This window comes from Methylovirgula sp. (genome assembly GCF_037200945.1).
GTDB lineage: Bacteria > Pseudomonadota > Alphaproteobacteria > Rhizobiales > Beijerinckiaceae > Methylovirgula.
Genome location: NZ_JBBCGP010000001.1, coordinates 3,588,036 through 3,607,526, shown reverse-complemented (window position 1 = coordinate 3,607,526; position 19,491 = coordinate 3,588,036). Strand labels below are relative to the sequence as shown.

The following is a 19,491-nucleotide window of genomic DNA, read 5'->3' as shown; positions in this document are numbered from 1 at the left end:
GGGTGCCGGCTAGAGCGTGATGTGGATGTTCTTGGTTTCGGTGAAGTGGAAGAGTTCGTCGATATATTCTTCTCTGCCGAGACCAGACATTTTATAGCCGCCGAAGGGCGCGCTGATATAGTGCGGTCCCGCACCATTGACCCAGATATAGCCTGACTCAATGCGTGCGGCTGCGCGATGCGCCGTCGCGAGATCTTTTGTCCAGATTGATCCCGTCAGTCCATATTCGACGCTGTTGATCGCTTCGAACAAAGTCGTTTCGTCGGACCAGCGCAGCACTGAAAGCACGGGACCGAACACTTCCTCCCGGGCAATGCGCATATCGGGCGTGACATCGACAAAGACCGTGGGCTCGACATAGAAGCCGCCGACGAGGTTCAGCGCCGAGGGCACCGTGCCGCCGCAGACCAGCCGCGCGCCTTCGGCTTTGGCAATCTCGATATAGCGCAGCACTTTTTCCTGCTGCTGGCGGGAGATAAGCGCGCCCATCGTGGTCGTGGGATCGGTCGGCAGGCCGGGCTTGTGACGGCTGATGCCGGCAAGAACATCGGCCAGAACTTGGTCATAGATCGTTTCGTGCAGAAACAGCCGCGAAGTCGAGCCGCAAGATTGGCCGCACCAGAGGAAGTTCATACCTTTGATCGCGCCGTCGGCTGCCTTGGCGAGATCGGCGTCGGGATAGACGACCAGTGCGTTCTTGCCGCCGAGTTCGAGACCGACATGCTTCAGCCGTTCTGCCGCGCCTTTTGCGACGGCGACGCCACTTGGCACGCTGCCGACCAGACTTACCGAGGGGACGCGCGGATGTTCGACGAGAGCGACTCCGCTCTCCAGACCGCCGGTGACAAGGTTGAGCACACCCGGCGGAAAAATATCGCCCGCGATCTCGAACAGGCGCAGCGCCGATAGCGGCGCCTGCGGCGGCGGCTTGACGATGACGCTGTTGCCGGCGGCGATCGGTGCGCCGATCTTGATGGCCAGAAACATCAGCGGATGATTATAGGCGAGGATGCGGGCGCAGACGCCGAGCGGCTCGTGCACCGTCATGTTGATGATGCCCGGCCCCATGGGCGTGATGACGCCTTTTACTTCCGTCGTCAGACCGGCGAAGAAATCGACATATTGGGCACCGTCGTAAACGTCTTTCAGCATCGGCGTGACAGGGTTGCCGCAATTGGCGGCATCGAGCATCGCGAGTTCTGCGGCGTGATCGCGCATAGCCTGTGCAAAGCGGCGCAGATAATCGGTGCGCTCGAAAGGCCGGGTGTCACGCCATTGTAGAAAGCCGCGATAAGCGGCTTCGACCGCCTGATCGACATCGGCCCGATTTGCCTCGGCGACGGGCCCCAGATTTTCACCAGTTCCGGGGTTGATCGTGTCGGCATAGCCGCCTTGCGGCTGATGCCACGCGCCACCGTAAAAGAGGTTCCGTCGCTTCGGCAGCGACGCCTCCAGAGTGGGGAAGCGTATTTGCGGCGAGTCGGACCGGGTCATGGCACATCCTCAGATTGTCTGACAATAATGTGCAATGCCTGCCCACCGCGGTCAACGGGCAGGTTGATGGGGGATGGCTAGGCCATTGGGTGCTATTCCGCCGCGACGGGCGTGCGGTCGTAGTTGAGAACCGGCGCCAGCCAGCGCTCCGCTTCGTCGACGGACATGCCCTTGCGTTTCGCATAATCCTCGACCTGATCGCGCTCGATCTTGCCGACGCCGAAATAATGCGCTTCGGGATGGGCGAGATAGAGCCCGCTGACCGACGAGCCCGGCCACATTGCGAAACTCTCGGTCAGCTTCACGCCGATGCGGCGTTCCGCCAGCAGAAGTTCGAACAGCGTTCCCTTTTCGGTATGGTCGGGCTGAGCGGGATAGCCGGGCGCCGGCCGGATGCCGCGGTATTTCTCCGTGATCCGGTCGTCGTTCGACAACGTTTCGTCCGGCGCATAGGCCCAGAACTCGCGCCGCACGCGCTCGTGCATCCGCTCGGCCAGAGCCTCGGCGATGCGGTCGCCCAACGCCTTGACGAGGATCGAACGATAATCGTCGTTCGCCTTGGCAAAACGCTCGGCAAGCTTTTCCTCACGCGCCCCGGCGGTGACGACGAAGCCGCCGATATAATCAGCTTTGCCGCTGCCTTCCGGCGCGATGAAATCCGCGAGCGCGACATTGTGGCGTCCCTCGCGCTTCGAGAGCTGCTGGCGCAATGTATGCAAATTCGCCAATGTCTCGCTGCGCGACTCGCCCGTATAGAGTCGGATGTCATCGCCGACCGCATTCGCGGGCCAGAAACCGATAATGGCTTTCGGATCGAACCAGCGTTCGGCGACAATCTGCTTTAGCATTTCTCGCGCATCGTCATAGAGCTGGCGCGCCGCTTCGCCTTGCTCCTTGTCGTCGAAAATTTCCGGGTAGCGACCGCGCAACTCCCAGGTACGGAAGAACGGCGTCCAGTCGATATAAGGGATCAACTCCTCAATATCGTAAGAGCGAAAAACGCGTGTGCCGGTGAACATCGGCTTTGGCGGCGTATAGGCCGCGAAATCGAGCTTCAATCCATTGGCGCGCGCCTGCACGAGCGAAATGCGCGCCTTGTCGCGTTCGCCGCGCGCATGTGCTTCGGCAACCTTCTGATATTCGCCGCGCACCTTGTCGATATAGGCGACGCGGTTATCGCGCGAGAGCAGTGATTGCACGGTGCCGACCGCGCGGCTCGCATCGGTGACATAAACGGCTTGGCCACGGTGATAATTGGGGTGAATCTTTACCGCGGTATGGACACGGCTCGTCGTCGCCCCGCCGATCAACAGCGGCAGGTCGAAGCCTTCGCGTTCCATTTCCGACGCGACGAAGCACATTTCGTCGAGCGAGGGCGTGATGAGGCCCGAGAGACCGATGGCATCGACATTCTCGGCTTTCGCCGTATCGAGAATCTTCTGCGCCGGCACCATGACGCCGAGATCGATGATCTCGTAATTGTTGCAGGCCAGAACGACGCCGACAATGTTCTTGCCGATGTCGTGGACGTCGCCCTTGACGGTCGCCATCAGAATCTTGCCGGCGGTCGAGCGCGCACCGGATTTCTCCGCCTCCATATAGGGCAGGAGATAGGCGACAGCTTTCTTCATCACACGGGCGGATTTGACGACCTGCGGGAGGAACATCTTACCTGAGCCAAAGAGGTCGCCGACGACATTCATGCCGGCCATCAGCGGCCCTTCGATGACATCGAGCGTCCGTGTCGACATTTGCCGCGCCTCTTCGACATCAATGTCGATATATTCGGTGATGCCCGCGACGAGCGCGTGTTCCAGCCGCTTTTCGACAGGCATCTCGCGCCAGGCGAGGTCTTTCTCCTTCGCCTCCATGCCCTTGCCCTTGTAGCTTTCGGCAAGGGCGAGCAGACGCTCAGTGGAATCCGGACGCCGATTCAGCACGACATCTTCGCAGGCTTCGCGCAGTTCAGGCTCGATATCCGCATAAACCGCGAGCTGGCCGGCATTGACGATGCCCATGTCCATGCCCGCGCTGATCGCGTGATAAAGGAAGACCGAGTGCATCGCCTCACGCACCCGTTCGTTGCCGCGGAATGAAAAGGACAGGTTCGAGACGCCGCCGGAAATATGGACGAGCGGGAAGCGCTCGCGGATTTTCCGCGTCGCCTCAATGAAATCGACGCCGTAATTGTTGTGCTCTTCGATGCCCGTCGCGACGGCGAAAATATTCGGATCGAAAATGATATCCTGCGGCGGAAAGCCGACCGTCTCCGTGAGGATTTTGTAGGCGCGCGCGGAAATTTCGACCTTGCGCTCAAGCGTATCCGCCTGGCCTTTCTCATCGAAGGCCATGACCACGACGGCGGCGCCGTAGCGGTGGACAAGCTTGGCGTGTTCGATGAAGGATTCTTCGCCTTCCTTCAGCGAGATCGAGTTCACGATCGACTTGCCCTGAACGCATTTGAGGCCGGCTTCGATCACCGAAAATTTCGAGGAATCGATCATCACCGGCACCCGAGCGATGTCCGGTTCCGCGGCGATGAGATTGAGGTAATCGACCATCGCCTGCTGCGAATCGAGCAGGCCCTCATCCATGTTGATGTCGATAATCTGCGCTCCATTACTCACCTGATCGCGCGCGACATCGAGGGCCGCAGCGTAATTGCCTTCCTTGATCAATTTGCGGAAGCGCGCAGAGCCGGTGACATTGGTGCGTTCGCCGACATTGACGAAGCGAATGTCGGGCGTGAGCGTGAAAGGTTCGAGGCCGGAAAGCCGCAGGCGGGGCTCGATCTCCGGAATCTCCCGTGGCTTCAAGCCCGCGACGCGCTTCGCCATCGCGTGAATATGCGACGGCGTCGTGCCGCAGCAGCCGCCGACGATATTAACGAGGCCCGAGTCGGCGAATTCGCCGATCAGCTCCGCCATATATTCGGGGCTCTCGTCATAGAGTCCGAATTCGTTCGGCAGGCCAGCATTGGGATAGGCGCAGATCAGCGTATCGGCAATGCGCGAAAGCTCGGCCAGATGGGCGCGCATCTCGCGGGCGCCGAGCGCGCAATTAAGCCCGATCGACAAGGGCGCCGTGTGCTGCAACGAATACCAGAACGCCGTCGGCGTCTGGCCGGAGAGCGTGCGGCCGGACAAATCGGTGATCGTGCCGGAAATCATCACCGGCAATTTGCAGCCGATTTTCTCGAACACATCGTCGATGCCGGCGTAGGCAGCCTTGGCGTTGAGCGTGTCGAAGATCGTTTCGATCAGCAGAACATCGGAGCCGCCTTCGATGAGGGCTTCGGCTGCCTCGGCATAGGCGGCGCGCAATTCGTCGAAACTGACGGCGCGAAAGCCAGGATTGTTGACGTCGGGCGAGATCGAGGCGGTCCGGTTCGTCGGGCCGATGGAGCCGGCGACGAAGCGGCGGCGGCCATCCTTCGCCTGGGCGCGGTCGGCGGCATTGCGGCAGAGACGGGCGGCCTCGCGGTTCAATTCCGGCACGAGGTCTTCCATGCCGTAATCGGCCTGCGCGATGCGGGTCGAAGAAAACGTATTGGTCGCAATGATGTCGGCGCCAGCTTGCGCATAGGCGAAATGGATCGCCTCGATCGCGTGTGGCTGTGTCAGCACCAGCAGATCGTTGTTGCCGCGCAGGTCGCGCGGCCAATCGGCGAAACGTTCGCCACGGAAGTCCGCCTCGCTGAATTTATGCGTCTGGATCATCGTGCCCATGGCGCCGTCGAGCACAAGAATGCGCTCTGCGGCGGCGGCACGAAGTTCATTATGGCAATCGGACGCGGGAACTTTGGACATCAAGCAGCTTTCGTCTCGGCCTGCGGCCGAAGGCCGAGCAGGTGGCAGATCGCATAGACGAGATCCGCGCGATTCATCGTGTAGAAATGGAAATGCTCGACGCCAGCGTCAACGAGGTCGAAGACCTGTTCGGCGGCGACGGTCGCGGCGATCAGGCGACGGGTCGTCGGATCGTCGTCGAGACCTTCAAACCGTTCGGCTAGCCAGGTTGGCACCGTGGCGCCAGCCCTTTGTGCGAAGCGCGCGGTCTGACGGAAATTCTGCACCGGTACGATGCCGGGGATAATCGGGATCGTGATGCCGCGATCGTAACACTTGTCGAGAAAACGGAAATAGACCTCGTTCTCGAAGAAGAATTGGGTGATGGCACGCGTTGCGCCGGCATCGATTTTGGCTTTCAGGACGTCGATGTCCTGTTCGAACGAGGCGCTTTCCGGATGGCCTTCGGGATAGGCCGAGACCGTGATCTCGAAATCAGCGAGGCTCTTGAGGCCAGCGACCAATGCTGTCGAATTGGCGTAGCCTTCGGGATGTGGCCTGAAGCTTTGACCGACACCGCCCTGCGGATCGCCGCGCAACGCCACGATGTGGCGCACGCCGATGTCCCAATACGAGCGGGCGACTTCGTCGATCTCCGAAGAGGTGGCGCCGACGCAGGTCAGATGCGCCGCAGGCTTGATCGTGGTCTCCTCGACGATGCGCGCAACCGTCGCGTGGGTGCGCTCGCGCGTGGCGCCGCCGGCACCATAGGTCACCGAGACGAATTCCGGCGCGAGAGGGGCCAGCCGCTCGATCGAGGTCCACAAAGTCCGCTCCATTTCCTCCGTCTGCGGCGGAAAGAACTCGAACGAGACGTTCATTCCCGAGCAGATGCGGTGGCTGGCGCGGGGCGCGGGTTCGGAAAAATCGGCCAAGGCCATCAGGCAAACTCACGGTTGGTTTGGGGGATTGGATCGGCGATGACGCGGCGGTCACGTCCGAACCAAAGGGAGACGGTCAGCTTGCCGCCGTCTCTCTTGCTTGGCACGAGGTCGCGCCGGCCGATCATGTCGAGGCCGGCCTCTTCCAGGAGACCGGCGATCTCCTCGCCGGAAAAGCCGAGACGGCGATGCGCATGTTCGCTGCGCAAACTCTCTTCTTCATGTGGCGCGAAATCGATGATCAGCAAGCGGCCGGAGGGCCGAAGGGCCCGGGCTGCCTCGCGCACCGCGCGGGCCGGATCGTCGAGATAATGCAGTACCTGATGGATGATGACGAGATCGTAGCGATCGTGCTCGACAGGAAGGGCATAAATGTCGCCCTGGCGAAGCTGGACGTTGCGCAGGCCGGCCTTTTCGAGCCGGTCCCGAGCAAGCGCCAGCATTTGCGGCGACTGATCGATGCCGACGGCGCGCGCGGCGCGCGGTGCGAGAAGCTCGAGCATCCGCCCCGTTCCGGTACCAAGATCAAGCAGGGCCTGAACCGGCCCCCGTCCGATCAGGTCGCCGATGGCGGCTTCGACCCGTTCCTCGCGGATATGCAGGGCCCGGATTTTGTCCCAATCGGCCGCATGGGCCGCGAAATAGCGGGCCGCTTGTTCGGTACGGGCCTGGCGCACTTCGGCCAGGCGGCCGCGATCGGCGGCACGGGTTGCGTCGTCCGGGGCAAGCGTCCCGAGAATCGTCGAAAGCAGTGACCCCACGGCTCCATTGCTGGCGGCGAGGAAAAAGACCCAGGCGCCCTCGCGATGCCGCTCAACCAGGCCGGCCTCCGCCAAGAGCTTGAGATGCCTGGAGATTCTTGGTTGCGACTGGCCTAGAATCGTCACCAGCTCGGTCACCGTCAGTTCGGCTTCGGCCAGCAAAGCCAAAAGACGCAGGCGCGTCGGCTCGGCCGCGGCGGCGAGCGCCGCAAGGACGGAATCGAAGGCAATCGTCTGATTGGGGAACAGGCTCATTGGAGAAATCATATAAAGATATCTTTATATTGTAAAGCGCCAACTCGTCATTCGGTCGGGCACTTGCGTGCATGGAGGCTGGTCTTTTTTCTGCCCGAATGTATTCGGCTGCCGTTCAGTTTCACGCGCCTATACGCATAGGTGTCATGCAGCGATGCGTGTTCCAAATTACAGACGCGATACACAAGTTGAACTACCCGTTGCTGAAGTTGGCTGCGGCACATGGCACGGACAACACAGTCAGAGGATAAACAGCGCGGCGCGGACCTTTCGATTAGCTTTCGTTAACTGCGCGAAGCAAATTGTCGGCAACCTCGTCAATGTCGCGTGTGTGATTCGAAACGATGTTTTAACGCGTTGTGAACGCATAGTTACTGCGAAGCAGCCAATGCACTGATGAAGCCACAATCTGATCAAGTTTGCGCCTTGGAGCGCAGGCACTTGTGAGGAAAGCGGCGAGCGGTAAGCGCCTCGGAAAAAACCGGACGCCGCGAGGGAAGAAGCCCGAAGGGACTGAGAAGAAAAGGCGATGAGGCCGAACAGGCGGATGTTCAGCGTCAAAGCAAATCAAGGACGAAGAGGTTATGCGAATCATTTATGATAACGACATCGAAGGGGTGAAGGTCGTGCCGATTGGCCGCATTCACGCTGCTTCGGGCTGGCACGGGCGCCGGTCGGCTGTGACTCAGGATTTCTACAAGGCCAAGGCGCTTGAGAATCTGGTTGATGTTGCGGAAGACTGCGACGCGGACGCGATTATCGAAGTCGATTACGGCGTCGATCATGCCGACGACGGAGACCTCCCCGGTGCGGCTACTTTGCAGCGGGTTAGCGTCAGCGGTCTTGCCGTTAAATTGATGCGGGCCTGAGTTCCGGCATACGGACTTCGCGCCCACGGACGAGGAACGCGAAAATCGCGTTCCGGTTCCGATTATCTTGAAAATTTCTTATATTTCATCCGGTGCGGGATCAGTTCCTCGACACCCAGCCGCCGCTTCTTGTCTTCCTCATAGTCGGCGAAATTGCCCTCGAACCATTCGACATGGGCATCGCCTTCGAAGGCGAGCATGTGGGTGGCGATGCGGTCCAAAAAGAAGCGATCGTGCGAGATGATGACGGCGCAGCCGGCGTAATCGGTCAGCGCGTCTTCCAACGCACGTAGCGTCTCGACGTCGAGGTCGTTGGTTGGTTCGTCGAGCAGCAGGAGATTGGCGCCGGTCTTCAGCATCTTTGCCAGATGTACGCGGTTGCGTTCACCGCCGGAGAGCTGGCCGACCTTCTTTTGCTGGTCAGGGCCCTTGAAGTTGAAGGCGCCGGTGTACGCGCGCGAATTGATCTCGCGCTTGCCGAGATAGATCACATCCTGCCCGTCGGAAATCTCCTCCCAGACATTCTTGCTGCCGTCGAGTTTGTCGCGTGACTGGTCGACGTAGCCGAGCTTGACGCTCTCACCGACGCTGATGGTGCCGCTGTCGGGCTTCTCCTGCCCGGTGATCATGCGGAACAGCGTGGTCTTGCCGGCGCCGTTCGGGCCGATGACGCCGACGATTCCGCCCGGCGGTAGCTTGAACGTCAGATCGTCGATGAGGAGCTTGTCGCCGAAGGCCTTGGAGAGCCCGGTGAACTCGACGACATTGTTGCCGAGCCGCTCGGCGACCGGGATGACGATCTGCGTCGCGCTCGGGATGCGGTCCGCCTGCTTCTCAACGAGGTCCTGATAGCGCTGAATACGCGCCTTCGACTTCGCCTGCCTTGCCTTCGGCGAAGAGCCCATCCACTCGGCCTCTTGCTCGATCTGCTTCTGGCGCGAGGCATCCTCGCTCTTCTCCAGCGACAGGCGCTTGGCCTTCTGCTTGAGGTAGGAGGTGTAATTGCCCTCGTGCGGAATGCCGCGGCCGCGATCGAGCTCAAGGATCCAGCCCGTCACATTGTCAAGGAAGTAGCGGTCATGGGTGACGATCAGGATCGCGCCGGGATAGTCGCGCAGATGCCCTTCGAGCCAGTTCACCGTCTCGGCATCGAGGTGGTTGGTCGGCTCGTCGAGCAGCAGCAGATCGGGCTTTTCGAGCAGCAGCTTGCACAGCGCGACGCGGCGTTTTTCGCCGCCTGAGAGCTTGTCGACCGACCAATCGTCTGGCGGACAGCCCAGCGCATCCATCGCCTGTTCGACCTGCGAGTCGAGATCCCAAAGGTTTTGCGCTTCGATCTCGTCCTGCAGCCGGGTCATCTCGTCCGCCGTCCCGTCCGAATAGTTCATGGCGAGTTCGTTGTAGCGGTCGAGGATCGCCTGTTTGGCGGCGACGCCGAGCATCACGTTTTCCCGAACATTCAGCTCGGGGACGAGCGGCGGCTCCTGTGGCAGGTAGCCGACCTTGGCCCCTTCGGCGACGAAGCCTTCGCCGGTGAATTCCTTGTCGATGCCGGCCATGATGCGGAGCAGCGTCGACTTACCGGAGCCGTTGATGCCGAGCACGCCGATCTTGGCGTCCGGGTAGAAGGAGAGGTGAACGTTGTCGAGCACCTTCTTGCCGGTCGGGTAGGTCTTGGTCAGGCCCTGCATATGATAGATGAACTGCCGCGCCATTTAGGGCTTTTCTCGCATTTTTAGCTGTTTCGGGATTGCGGGCTTTCTACCCGTGCCGGGGCGCCGGGTCCAGCGGCATCGGCATTGTGTAAACAATCTCGATTTTTGATGACAGAGCGGTCTTGTCGCCGTCACAATCAAATGGTGACTTGGCCGCCCTTGAGGCCCAATGGCCTGCCGACAAACCCTATATGGATGTGCTCGAAAGGAACGGCAACGTGACCGATGTCGATACGCGCGATCTCAATAAAAATGCCGCTCGCGCCGAACCGATCGCACCAAGCCTTCCGCCGATGCCGAGCCGTCCGGGAACAATTGTGACGCCCGGCGCACCTGCCGCCTCCAGTGCCGCGCAAAAGCCGCGTCCAAGCATCTTCGCGGCCGATATCCCGCTGGGAAGCGATGCTTTGGGGCAGACGGGCGCGCTGCGCCCCCTTGCGGAGCTCGCCGCACATCGCGATGCGGAGACGCCGCTCGCGATCGGCCTTCTTGGTGGTCCGGGGTCCGGCAAGAGCTTCGCGCTCGCGACACTGCTTGCCGACATCGAGGCTTTGAGTGCCGCGTCGAACGACACGATGGTCCGGCGGGTCAATATTGTGAAAATCGATGCCGCTACGCTCGATGGCGAGCCGAGCGTCGCGCTGGCGGCAGCGGTCTATGACAAGCTCGGCACCTCCTATCCGGAATTCGTGCGCGAGGCGGCACATGCTGCGCGCGATCCGCATGTGGTCGCTCGCGAGGCGGCCCAACGGCTTGACGATGCACGCCGGCGGCTCGATTCAGAGCGCCAATCGCTGCACGAGATCGAAAATCGTCGCGGGCGGCTGACCGAGACCGTGCTTTTCGAATCTGCCGGCTCGCAGGTCGATACCTATGCACGCACCAATCGCGGCAGGATCGAGAGCCGGCTGGCGAGTTTCGGCATTACTGGCGATCCAATCGCCAATTACAAATCCATGGTGCGCGATCTTGCCGATGCCGGCGGTCCGATGGGACGTGTGGGGGCGGCCTTGCGTGCCTTCTGGGCCTTCGCGGGGCAAGGCAAGCTGCTCGTCACGGCGATCGTTCTTTTGCTTATCGGCGTCGGCCTCGACGACGCTGTCGCGCAGCACGACGCCTGGCTCAATTCTTTGGCGACGGGCAGCAAGGGTTTCGTCCCGTTGGGGCATTGGCTCGGCGCGCATATGGGCTGGCTGAGCTTCGCTGCGAAACTCGCCTATATCGGCGCGGCAGTTGCTCTGGCCGTCAACATCGCCCGCGGCGTGATGTTTCTCAATCCTTTGTTCCGCGGTGTCAGCCTGCTCGGAAACGATGTTGCGACCCGGCGACAGGCGCTCGATCAGCTTTTTGCGCATCAGACGCGGCGCGTGGATGGGCTGGAAGCCGATGTCGATCTCGCTGCGCGCGCCGCGGCGGAAGCCGATCGGCGGGCTGGCAATGCCGCGCGGGGGGCGCTGCAGAGCGAGCCGTCGCCGTTTGCGGACCGGGGCGCGAAACCGCAGGCCGAAAGTTTTTTCGGCTCGCTTGCGGCCTATCTCGTGGGTGCGCAAAAGGCTGGCGCCGGCACACCGACGGGCGCGCTTTCGGTGCCGGACCGTATTCTCGTGGCGCTCGACAATGTTGATTCCGTGCCGCCGCCGCAGGCCCGCGCGTTGCTCGAGGCGGCGCATCGCGCTTTTGCACACAATGGATTCGTGACGATCATCGCTGCGGACCCGGCGCGCCTGACGGACGACGCCGCTCTGTTCGATAAATGGATTCAAATTCCCTTCTGTCTCGATGCTGTTACTGCCAAACGCGATTATTCGAGCTTCGTCGGGCATCTGATTGCGCGGAGCGGGTCGGCGGAGCCGGCCGCGAAGGCGCTGCTCTCACCCATGCATGATTGGTCGGTGTCGGCGGAAGAATCCACGCTCCTTGCAGGGCTCGCACCGCTTGCGGGTGACACGCCCCGCGCGGTCAAGCGGTTCGTCAACCTCTATCGCGTCGCGCGCGGACAGGCCGGAAATAACAAAGGCTCGCTTGCGCTATTTCTCGCGCTCTTCAGCGGCGGCACACCGGATGAAATCGGTGTCCTGCGGCGCGCCCTTGCCTGGCGGGATGACAATGCGCCGCTTGATCTGTCAGGCGGGAGTGTCCGCCTGACACAGGGGCTCGACACAGCGCAGTCGCTCGACAGTCTCGTGACCGTCGGCGCCGCGCGTCGCACAGCGGCGATCGCGCGGGCCTTTTCGTTGAAAGCGGACGCCTAGATCAGCGCGGCCGCTTTAGACAGCGCGATGTAAAGCCCGATCAGGAATGGGATGCCGACCGCAGCCCAGGCGATGATGCCAGCGACGCCGAACTGGCCGCGTGCTGCGGTCGCAGCATCGGCCGCGACTTTATCTTCGTGAAGATGCGCCTTCTCGCGCGCCGATTCCTCATCCGTCATCCAATGTTTTGAATCGACCGGGCGCACGAGGGCATTGCAGATGAAGCCCACGAACAGCAATCCTGCCATGACATAGAGCGTCATATCGTAGAGCTGCGCGTGGGGGACGCCGTGGTCGATCCCGAATTGCCGGAGGGAAGTGATGATGAACGGCCCAGTGACGCCCGCCACCGACCAAGCCGTGATGAGCCGGCCGTGGATAGCGCCCACCATCTGCGGGCCAAAAATATCGGCGAGATAGGCAGGAAGCGTCGCGAAGCCGCCCCCATACATGGTGAGGATGATGCAGACGGAGGCGACGAATGCCGCGGCGAGTCCGAGATGACCCCACGTCGGCAGCAGGCAGTAAAGCGCGATCCCCAAGATGAAGAGCACGAAATAAGTCGTCTTGCGGCTTATCTTGTCAGAAAGCGACGCCCAAAAGAGGCGGCCAAGCGAGTTGAACAGGCTGATGAGGCCGACGAGACCTGCGGCGGCGGCCGCGATCGACGCCTTTTGCGCGGCCGTCAACGTCACGGCAGACTCGACACCAACGAGTTTGGCGCCAAAAATGTCCTGGAACATCGGGCTCGCGACCGAGATCACCGCGATGCCGGCCGTCACGTTGCAGAAAAGCACACCCCAGATGAACCAGAATTGCGGTGTCTTCCAAGCTTGGCTGAGATGCACGCTGTTATGACTGATGAATCTTTTGGTCGTGCCCGCCGCAGGCGGTGTCCATCCCGCCGGGAGCCAACCGGACGGCGTGACGCGGAAGCTGAGAGCGCCGATGCTCATCGCGATGAAATAGATGATGCCCATCGCGATCAGCGCCTGTGAAACGCCGGGAATCCCATTGGCGCCGAACTTGCCCATGAGCCAGACCGCAAGCGGTGCGCCGATCATCGCACCGCCGCCATATCCCATGATGGCGAAGCCGGTTGCCATGCCACGCCGGTCCGGGAACCACTTGATCAGCGTCGAAACCGGCGTGATGTAACCGAGGCCCTGACCGATTCCGCAGAAAACTGCGACAAGATAAATGAGCCAAAGCTGATGTGTCGTTACCGCGAGGCCCAACAGCACAAGGCCGCCGCCCCAGCAGATGGCAGCGTAAAAGCCCGCCTTCCGCGGGCCGGCATGTTCAAGCCACCCACCCCAGATCGCGGCCGAAATGCCGAGCATCGCGATGAAGATTTCAAAGACATTCGTTACATTAGGAACAGTCCAATTGCAGCTTGTCGTCCCAAGCTGGGCAAAGAAGCCCTGGCCCTTGCAAGCGGCGGCGTTGGCGGCCGGCAGCAGCTTCGTCATCGGCAGCCAGAATACCGAGAAACCGTAAGCCATACCGATACAGAGATGAATCGCGAGTGCCGCCGGGGGTACGAGCCAGCGGTTGAACCGCGGCCCGGCAATGGTGCGCGAACGATCGAGAAGCCCGCCACCCGCGGAGGGTGCGGAAGAAACCAAAGTGCTCATGGGCGTTCCTCATTCCATAAGAAGCGGCCGGTGTACCGACCGCGTCCTCTTCGGCACCATTTTCGGTGCATTTTGACGGATAATTAAACTGCACAATTGCTTGTGCCGGGCAAGGAATAATTGTCCTCACATCTTCAGCCATCGGTCAGTTTGCAGCGCAAAAAAAAACGCTGCCGTTTCGGCTTTCGCTTCCACGGCAGCGTTGAGTTCTACGCGGGGACGACTGGCGTTTTTGTACGTGGCAAGCCGCGCACAATGTTCTCGTCAATGTTCAAATGTGAAGCGACGAGTTCGTTCGGCGAATTCGCGATCCACGAGGTCAGCGAAATATCGGCATATTGGCCGACGGCGAAAACCTCCAGAAAGCGCAACGTATCCTTGCCGGTATTCTCGATGTAATGGCCCATTGCGCGCGGCACATAACCGACGTCGCTTGCGGCGAAATCCACCGTGTTGGCGCGGCCTTCACCGGCGAAGACGGTCATGCGCGCCGTGCCTTGGATGTAATATTGCCATTCGTCCGATGTCGGATGCCAATGCAACTCGCGCAGACCGCCGGGCTCGATTTCGACGAGTGCTGCCGACATGACGTCCGAGGCTTTGAAATTGTTCTTGTCGGCAATGCGTACTGTGCCGCTTTTGGTTCTTATCGGCGGCTGATCCATGAGCGGGAACGAATAGGAATCGGGGACAAACGGCTGGCTGCTTTGGGCCAGATCGGCGCCGAGCGAGCCGGGCAGCGGCGCGTTGAAAATCCACAAATCCTTTTTCGGAAGATTGGCAAAGGCGCTCGCTGGCACATTGAGATTTTTGGTGAGAACTTCCGGCGGCGTATGACGCATCCAGTCGCTGAGCAGGAATGTGCTGTCTTCGGAGAAATTGCCATCGTTGAAGACGAGCACGAATTCGCAGCCGTCCGGGCCGAGCCCCTGAATCGAATGCGGAATGCCACCCGGGAAAAACCAGAGATCGCCTGCCTTCACATCGTTCACGAATTTGCGCGCCTGCGCATCGACGCCAGTGATTCGCGCGCTGCCATAAGTCATGAACGCCCATTCGGCTGGCTTATGCCAATGAAGTTCGCGCACGGCACCTTTCGGCAGGCGCATATCAACGCCTGCCATCGCCTTCGAAATCGGAAAATTCCGCACCGTGACTTCGCGCGCCCAGCCTGCATCGGTGTGGCGGTTATGCGCTTCCGAGAACGAATATTTGAGTGTGCCGAGATTGCCGTGATCGGTCGGCGGCGGATTCAATTCGTCGGGGTTTAGGGCTTCCTCGCGCGGATCGTGCGGCCCCGGCGTTTGTGATGCGTCGCCAACATTGTCGTATGTGCCCGCGTACGTCTGGCTCGTAGCGACCAGCATGCCCCCGGCAACGGCGCCAGTTGAAAGCAGTTTCCGGCGTGAAAGGAATGTCATCGTTTCCTCCTTGTTTCCGCGCAAACGTCATCGTTGCAAACGGCGAGGTTCGCGGCGGACTTTTATTTATCTCGACCACTATGACGATTGCCTTCACCGTGCGGAACGCCGTAGAAACCGCTCAGTGTTATCGCGACCTCCGATAGGCAGATGCTCGATCCGGTTTTGCTTCAAACATTCTTGATCATTGCGGAAGGCAACAGCTTTTCGGAAGCGAGCCGCCGCCTCAATCTACGCCAATCGACGGTGAGCGAGCACGTGCAAAAGCTCGAAAAATGCATCGGACATCGTTTGTTCGTGCGCGACACACATTCAGTCGCGATGACATCGGAAGGCGAAGCGCTTGTCGAATTTGCGCGCAACATCCTGGAGACGAATGCACGCGCGGCGGATTATTTCGCCGGCACGGAACAACGCGGCCGTTTGCGTTTCGGCGCGTCGGAAGATCTCGTGCCCGCATGGTTGCCGGAAGTGCTTGAGGGCTTCGTTGCACAACATCCTCTCGTCGAATTCGAGTTCACGGTTGCGTTGAGCGCCGTGCTGATGAATCGCCTCGACGGCGGCGAACTCGATATCGTCCTTTGCAAACGCTGGGCAGGTGACGAGCGCGGCGATCTCGTTTGGCGTGATCGGCTCGTTTGGGTCGCAGCGAAGAAGGATTGGCCGCGGCCGGAGGGGCCGGTGCCGCTCGTGCTCTATCGGCCGCCCGCGATCACGCGCTCGGCGGCGCTCGCCGCGCTCGAACATGCGGGCGTCCCATGGCGGATCGCCTGTACCAGCAGCAGCCTTAACGGCCTTACGACGGCGGCACGGGCAGGGCTCGGCCTCATGGCGCATTCGCGCCGGCTCATTCCGGAAGGGCTCGCAGAGCTTGAGCCGCGACAAGGTCTGCCGGATTTAGGGCCGGTCGAATTTGTTCTCATGAAAGCGCGCCGTTCGCCGGGGCGCGCCGTCGCCGCGCTCAGCGCAGCAATCCGCGCTCGCGCCAATCTCGAAACGGCGTAGTCACGGTCGAGGTGCAGCCAACTGCAAAACAAGTGACGCGACGCCCTCGATATCGTCGATGTGCGCGTGCGCCAGATGCGGCGGCACGTCGCTGGGCGGAAGATCGCTCACCAGCGCCCTGATGTTGGGATCTTCGGGGTGGAGCGCTGGCTTGCCATTGGCGGCGCGATACACTTCGAGTTTCATGTGTGTATCGCGTTTGAAGCCTTCAACGAGAACGAGATCGACCGGCGAAAGCTTGCTGAGCAGGTCTGTAAGAGATGGCTGCGGCGCGCCACGCAATTCGTGCATCAGCGCAAAGCGCTGATCAGAGGCGACGAGAACCTCCGTTGCGCCCGCCGCGCGATGTTCGTAGGAATCCTTGCCCGGCTTATCGACATCGAAATTGTGATGCGCGTGCTTGACCGTGGAGACGCTGAGACCGCGCGCGAGAAGCGCCGGGATGAGCTTGACGATCAAGGTCGTCTTGCCGGCACCGCTCCAGCCCGCAAAACCAACAATGCGCATCAGGCGTCCCGCGAGACTTCGAACGAAGCGGTATCGATAGTGAAACTGCCATCGGATTCGATCGCAAAATGTTGGGCGATATCTTCGGACATCTGTGTTTGTAACGCGCGGATCGCCGCTGCCTGCGCGTCCGGCGTCGCCATGCGCGCGATCCAGGTTTTAAAATCGAGACGCAGCCGACGCGTCGTGACGCTCTTCACCGCGAAGCCGGCACCGGCAAGGGCGTTCACCCATTCGGCCGCTGAATAATCGCGTACATGAGAGGGATCGCGAAGCAGTTCGACCGTCTGGAGATAGGTGTCGAGCAGTGCGATGCCGGGCGAGATCGCGTCCATGAAAAGCGCCCGCCCGCCCGGCCGCAACACGCGATGCGCTTCGACGAGCGCGCGGTGGAAACCGTGCCAATGATGCGCGCTGTAGCGGCTCAAAACGAAATCAAAGTCCGCCTCATCGAAGGGCAGGGCTTCCGCGCTGCCTTGGCGTGTCGCGATATTCGTAAGGCCGCGTTGCGCTGCCGTGCGCGCGACAGCTGCAAGCATGTCGGTCGAGAGATCGTACGCCACGACGTCGCGCACGAGCGGCGCGGCGCGAAACGCAACATGACCGCCACCGCAGCCGAGATCGAGCACCCGTGTGTCGCCGGCGCCTTCCAGAAGGACGGCTGCCTGATCGAGATCGGCGCCTTGCGCGTGGACGCTGCTTTCGACATAAGCGTCGGCGCGGCTGCCGAATTGATTGGTCACCAGCGTGGCATGGCCTTTGGCCATCGTCATTCTCCATCTCGTGTGGTTAGCGTCGATCTGTCTATATGCATCGCATGGCCGAGCGCGTCAAAGAACTGGATTTGCGAGGGCTGAAATGCCCGTTGCCGGTGTTGCGGACACGCAAGGCGCTGGCGCGGCTCAATTCCGGCGCGAGCCTCGTCGTTTCCGCGACCGATCCACTTTCCCGCATCGACATCCCGCATCTCATTCATGAAACGGGCGATGTTCTGGAACAAAGCCGCATGGACGGCGAAGTATTTATCTTTCACATCTTGCGGCGTTAGGTCTTGCGGCCTGCCAATATCCGTTCGGCAATACGCAAGTCGGCGGGCGTGTTGACGTTGAAGAAAGGGTCGAAAGGTTCGGCGCTCCAGTCCGCATAGGCGCAGCGGTAGCGGCTGAAGAACGTCGTGACCCGACGCAAATCTTCATCGATAAGCGCTTCGCGCAGATCGGCGCGCAGATCGATCGGCCAGAGCGCGAAGGTCGGATGGACGATATTATTGGAACGGGCCACCGCAATCTCGGCTTTCGCTGAAAGCCGGGCCGCGTCGAGCTTCTCAACAAGATCGACAGGCAGAAACGGCGTATCGGTTGCGGCACTCACCGCGTAAGTGAGGTCTGGATGGTGCGCCACCAGATAATCGAGCCCGGCGAGAATGCCAGCCAGAGGTCCCGCAAAGTCCGGAACATCGTCCGGTACAACGGGCACGCCTAATGCCGCAAAACGCGCCGCATCGCCATTGGCGTTGATGACCATCTCGGCGCACTGTGTTTTGAGCGCCGCAAGCACATGCGCAATGAGCGGCGTCGCGCCGAGCATCTGTGATGCCTTATCGACGCCGCCCATACGTGTGCCGCGGCCGCCGGCCAGAACAATAGCGCCGGTTGATGAGCGTTCAGCCATTTTGCGGATTTACGCGGCTATGGCGCGCCGGTCAAAAACGGTACCAAAGTGCGGCGGTCGGCCCGAGTTCGCGGCCGGCATTGCTACCGGTGATCGTCTCGAAAAACCCGCCCTCAACGGACCAGCGCGCCGAGATGTCGTAGACGGCGCTCTCCTGCAACTTGATCCAGGTATATCGCGGTATTAGGTAGCATCTGCCACAAGCCAAAACCAGCCGATCCGCTTAGATTCGGGGCATGGCTGAAATCCGCACCGTCACCACGCTCCAATTGAAACGCCAGCAGATCGTCGCGTCAATCTCGCATTACGAGACGCAACTGGAACAAGCCCGCGCCGATCTCGCCTCAATCAATGCCGTGATTCGAGTCTTTGAAGCCGGAGACGATCCCCGCCAGCTTCCGGTCTATGCCGACACCTTTCGGCTATTCGTGCGCGGCGAGAAATGGAAGCTCTGCCAAAAGGCGCTCGCAGAAACAGCCGAACTCACCACGCGGCAACTCGCGCTCTACATCATGGTCGCGAAGGGCTTCGACGCGAAGGATTCCGTCTTGGTCCTATCCATGACGCGGAATATCACCAGCACGCTGAGAACCCGTTGGCTAAGAGGCGAGCTTGCCGTAATCGGGAAGCGGAACGGGATGAGCGTGTGGAAATTGCCCAACCCTCAGCTATAATGGGGTTGATCGACGGGGCCACCACCCCGCTCAATCGCATGACGATGACCGCTCATCGTGAGCCTAAAGGCTACACGAGATGGGGATTATTGTCTTATGAAAAAGAAAGACGAGGTCGTTCGAGAGATGACCGATTTTATCAAATCGAGCGGCGATTTTTATCTTAATGCAAACGCGGAGGCGCTGGCATCGTTGCGCCGCCACTCCGCAAGCCCTTCAGCCAGTCGATTGAAGGCTGCATTATCAACGCAACGCCCGGATCGGCCGCTTCATGCTGCTTTTGCCGGTCTTCTAGGAGCATTGCGATCCTATCGGGATCGATTTTACCCGTCTCAAAAAGATGAAAAATCAGCGCGTTGCATAACTCAAAAAGAACCTTGCTCGGAAGCAGCGCGGTTTCCAGATCATCGCTCATAAAGCTCTCCTAGGTCCGTTTCAGGCCTTTCCTATTCTATCCATTTCAGGGATAATCGTCCCCGCTGCCAAGACCGAGTGATTGCG

At 60.7% G+C, this 19,491-nt stretch carries 17 protein-coding genes; 5 read left to right on the top strand and 12 right to left on the bottom strand.

Translation table 11 applies throughout. The annotated features are described in order from the left end of the window. Positions 1-9: 9 nt before the first annotated feature. From WDN02_RS17595 to WDN02_RS17580, 4 genes are all read right to left on the bottom strand, one after another. Positions 10-1,494, bottom strand: a complete 1,485-nt coding sequence (locus tag WDN02_RS17595; protein ID WP_337294716.1) for an aldehyde dehydrogenase family protein — start codon at positions 1,492-1,494, stop codon at positions 10-12. A 92-nt stretch (positions 1,495-1,586) separates the two neighbouring features. Then, a complete protein-coding gene (gene metH, locus WDN02_RS17590) occupies positions 1,587-5,303 on the bottom strand; it encodes a methionine synthase (RefSeq protein WP_337294715.1) in 3,717 nt (1,238 codons plus the stop codon). Further along, the gene (metF, locus tag WDN02_RS17585) at positions 5,303-6,163 is read right to left on the bottom strand and encodes a methylenetetrahydrofolate reductase [NAD(P)H] (RefSeq protein ID WP_337294982.1); all 861 of its coding nucleotides are present in this window, start codon (positions 6,161-6,163) and stop codon (positions 5,303-5,305) included. Before metF ends, metH begins: the two co-directional genes overlap by 1 nt. Before the next feature lie 59 nt (positions 6,164-6,222). Next, on the bottom strand, positions 6,223-7,239 hold the full coding sequence (locus WDN02_RS17580) for a metalloregulator ArsR/SmtB family transcription factor (protein ID WP_337294714.1): 1,017 nt from the start codon (positions 7,237-7,239) through the stop codon (positions 6,223-6,225). A 584-nt stretch (positions 7,240-7,823) separates the two neighbouring features. On the opposite strand from WDN02_RS17580, the gene WDN02_RS17575 reads away from it, so the two are divergent. Further along, on the top strand, positions 7,824-8,108 hold the full coding sequence (locus WDN02_RS17575) for a hypothetical protein (RefSeq protein WP_337294713.1): 285 nt from the start codon (positions 7,824-7,826) through the stop codon (positions 8,106-8,108). Positions 8,109-8,170: 62 nt separating this feature from the next. On the opposite strand, the gene ettA is transcribed toward WDN02_RS17575, so the two are convergent. Continuing rightward, complete coding sequence (gene ettA / locus WDN02_RS17570; protein ID WP_337294712.1) at positions 8,171-9,823, bottom strand: energy-dependent translational throttle protein EttA; 1,653 nt, start codon at positions 9,821-9,823, stop codon at positions 8,171-8,173. Between the two features lie 149 nt (positions 9,824-9,972). Here ettA and WDN02_RS17565 point away from each other — a divergent pair, with 149 nt between their 5' ends. Beyond that, on the top strand, positions 9,973-12,075 hold the full coding sequence (locus WDN02_RS17565) for a P-loop NTPase fold protein (RefSeq protein ID WP_337294711.1): 2,103 nt from the start codon (positions 9,973-9,975) through the stop codon (positions 12,073-12,075). On the opposite strand, the gene WDN02_RS17560 is transcribed toward WDN02_RS17565, so the two are convergent. Next, entirely contained in the window at positions 12,072-13,712 is a 1,641-nt protein-coding gene (locus tag WDN02_RS17560) for an OFA family MFS transporter (RefSeq protein ID WP_337294710.1), read from the bottom strand. The genes WDN02_RS17565 and WDN02_RS17560 overlap by 4 nt on opposite strands. A 209-nt stretch (positions 13,713-13,921) precedes the next feature. Further along, positions 13,922-15,133: a cupin domain-containing protein gene (locus tag WDN02_RS17555; RefSeq protein ID WP_337294709.1), complete on the bottom strand. Its 1,212-nt coding sequence runs from the start codon at positions 15,131-15,133 to the stop codon at positions 13,922-13,924. Between the two features lie 150 nt (positions 15,134-15,283). On the opposite strand from WDN02_RS17555, the gene WDN02_RS17550 reads away from it, so the two are divergent. Further along, entirely contained in the window at positions 15,284-16,138 is an 855-nt protein-coding gene (locus WDN02_RS17550) for a LysR substrate-binding domain-containing protein (protein ID WP_337294708.1), read from the top strand. On the opposite strand, the gene mobB is transcribed toward WDN02_RS17550, so the two are convergent. After that, positions 16,139-16,645: a molybdopterin-guanine dinucleotide biosynthesis protein B gene (mobB, locus tag WDN02_RS17545; RefSeq protein WP_337294707.1), complete on the bottom strand. Its 507-nt coding sequence runs from the start codon at positions 16,643-16,645 to the stop codon at positions 16,139-16,141. After that, on the bottom strand, positions 16,645-17,418 hold the full coding sequence (locus WDN02_RS17540; protein WP_337294706.1) for a class I SAM-dependent methyltransferase: 774 nt from the start codon (positions 17,416-17,418) through the stop codon (positions 16,645-16,647). The genes mobB and WDN02_RS17540 overlap by 1 nt, the downstream gene beginning before the upstream one ends. A 44-nt stretch (positions 17,419-17,462) precedes the next feature. On the opposite strand from WDN02_RS17540, the gene WDN02_RS17535 reads away from it, so the two are divergent. After that, positions 17,463-17,693, top strand: a complete 231-nt coding sequence (locus WDN02_RS17535; protein ID WP_337294981.1) for a sulfurtransferase TusA family protein — start codon at positions 17,463-17,465, stop codon at positions 17,691-17,693. Here WDN02_RS17535 and mobA read toward each other — a convergent pair. Beyond that, positions 17,690-18,316, bottom strand: coding sequence for a molybdenum cofactor guanylyltransferase MobA (gene mobA / locus WDN02_RS17530; RefSeq protein ID WP_337294705.1), 627 nt, complete (start codon positions 18,314-18,316; stop codon positions 17,690-17,692). The two genes, WDN02_RS17535 and mobA, sit on opposite strands and share 4 nt — an antisense overlap. Before the next feature lie 31 nt (positions 18,317-18,347). Further along, positions 18,348-18,476 carry a hypothetical protein gene (locus WDN02_RS17525; RefSeq protein ID WP_337294704.1) on the bottom strand — a complete coding sequence of 43 codons (129 nt, stop codon included), beginning with the start codon at positions 18,474-18,476 and terminating at the stop codon, positions 18,348-18,350. Between the two features lie 76 nt (positions 18,477-18,552). Between WDN02_RS17525 and WDN02_RS17520 the strand changes: the two genes are divergently transcribed. Continuing rightward, the gene (locus tag WDN02_RS17520; RefSeq protein WP_337294703.1) at positions 18,553-18,990 is read left to right on the top strand and encodes a hypothetical protein; all 438 of its coding nucleotides are present in this window, start codon (positions 18,553-18,555) and stop codon (positions 18,988-18,990) included. A 163-nt stretch (positions 18,991-19,153) separates the two neighbouring features. Here WDN02_RS17520 and WDN02_RS17515 read toward each other — a convergent pair whose 3' ends face one another. Then, the gene (locus WDN02_RS17515; protein WP_337294702.1) at positions 19,154-19,405 is read right to left on the bottom strand and encodes a hypothetical protein; all 252 of its coding nucleotides are present in this window, start codon (positions 19,403-19,405) and stop codon (positions 19,154-19,156) included. Positions 19,406-19,491: the final 86 nt, after the last annotated feature.

Coding starts and splice junctions, on each gene's coding strand:
- mobA (WP_337294705.1), bottom strand. CDS start 18,316: ATGGCTGAACGCTCATCAACCGGCGCTATTGTTCTGGCCGGCGGCCGC.
- WDN02_RS17520 (WP_337294703.1), top strand. CDS start 18,553: ATGGCTGAAATCCGCACCGTCACCACGCTCCAATTGAAACGCCAGCAG.
- WDN02_RS17555 (WP_337294709.1), bottom strand. CDS start 15,133: ATGACATTCCTTTCACGCCGGAAACTGCTTTCAACTGGCGCCGTTGCC.
- metH (WP_337294715.1), bottom strand. CDS start 5,303: ATGTCCAAAGTTCCCGCGTCCGATTGCCATAATGAACTTCGTGCCGCC.
- WDN02_RS17560 (WP_337294710.1), bottom strand. CDS start 13,712: ATGAGCACTTTGGTTTCTTCCGCACCCTCCGCGGGTGGCGGGCTTCTC.
- mobB (WP_337294707.1), bottom strand. CDS start 16,645: ATGCGCATTGTTGGTTTTGCGGGCTGGAGCGGTGCCGGCAAGACGACC.
- WDN02_RS17535 (WP_337294981.1), top strand. CDS start 17,463: ATGGCCGAGCGCGTCAAAGAACTGGATTTGCGAGGGCTGAAATGCCCG.
- WDN02_RS17580 (WP_337294714.1), bottom strand. CDS start 7,239: ATGAGCCTGTTCCCCAATCAGACGATTGCCTTCGATTCCGTCCTTGCG.
- ettA (WP_337294712.1), bottom strand. CDS start 9,823: ATGGCGCGGCAGTTCATCTATCATATGCAGGGCCTGACCAAGACCTAC.
- WDN02_RS17575 (WP_337294713.1), top strand. CDS start 7,824: ATGCGAATCATTTATGATAACGACATCGAAGGGGTGAAGGTCGTGCCG.
- WDN02_RS17595 (WP_337294716.1), bottom strand. CDS start 1,494: ATGACCCGGTCCGACTCGCCGCAAATACGCTTCCCCACTCTGGAGGCG.
- metF (WP_337294982.1), bottom strand. CDS start 6,163: ATGAACGTCTCGTTCGAGTTCTTTCCGCCGCAGACGGAGGAAATGGAG.
- WDN02_RS17540 (WP_337294706.1), bottom strand. CDS start 17,418: ATGACGATGGCCAAAGGCCATGCCACGCTGGTGACCAATCAATTCGGC.
- WDN02_RS17550 (WP_337294708.1), top strand. CDS start 15,284: ATGCTCGATCCGGTTTTGCTTCAAACATTCTTGATCATTGCGGAAGGC.
- WDN02_RS17515 (WP_337294702.1), bottom strand. CDS start 19,405: ATGAGCGATGATCTGGAAACCGCGCTGCTTCCGAGCAAGGTTCTTTTT.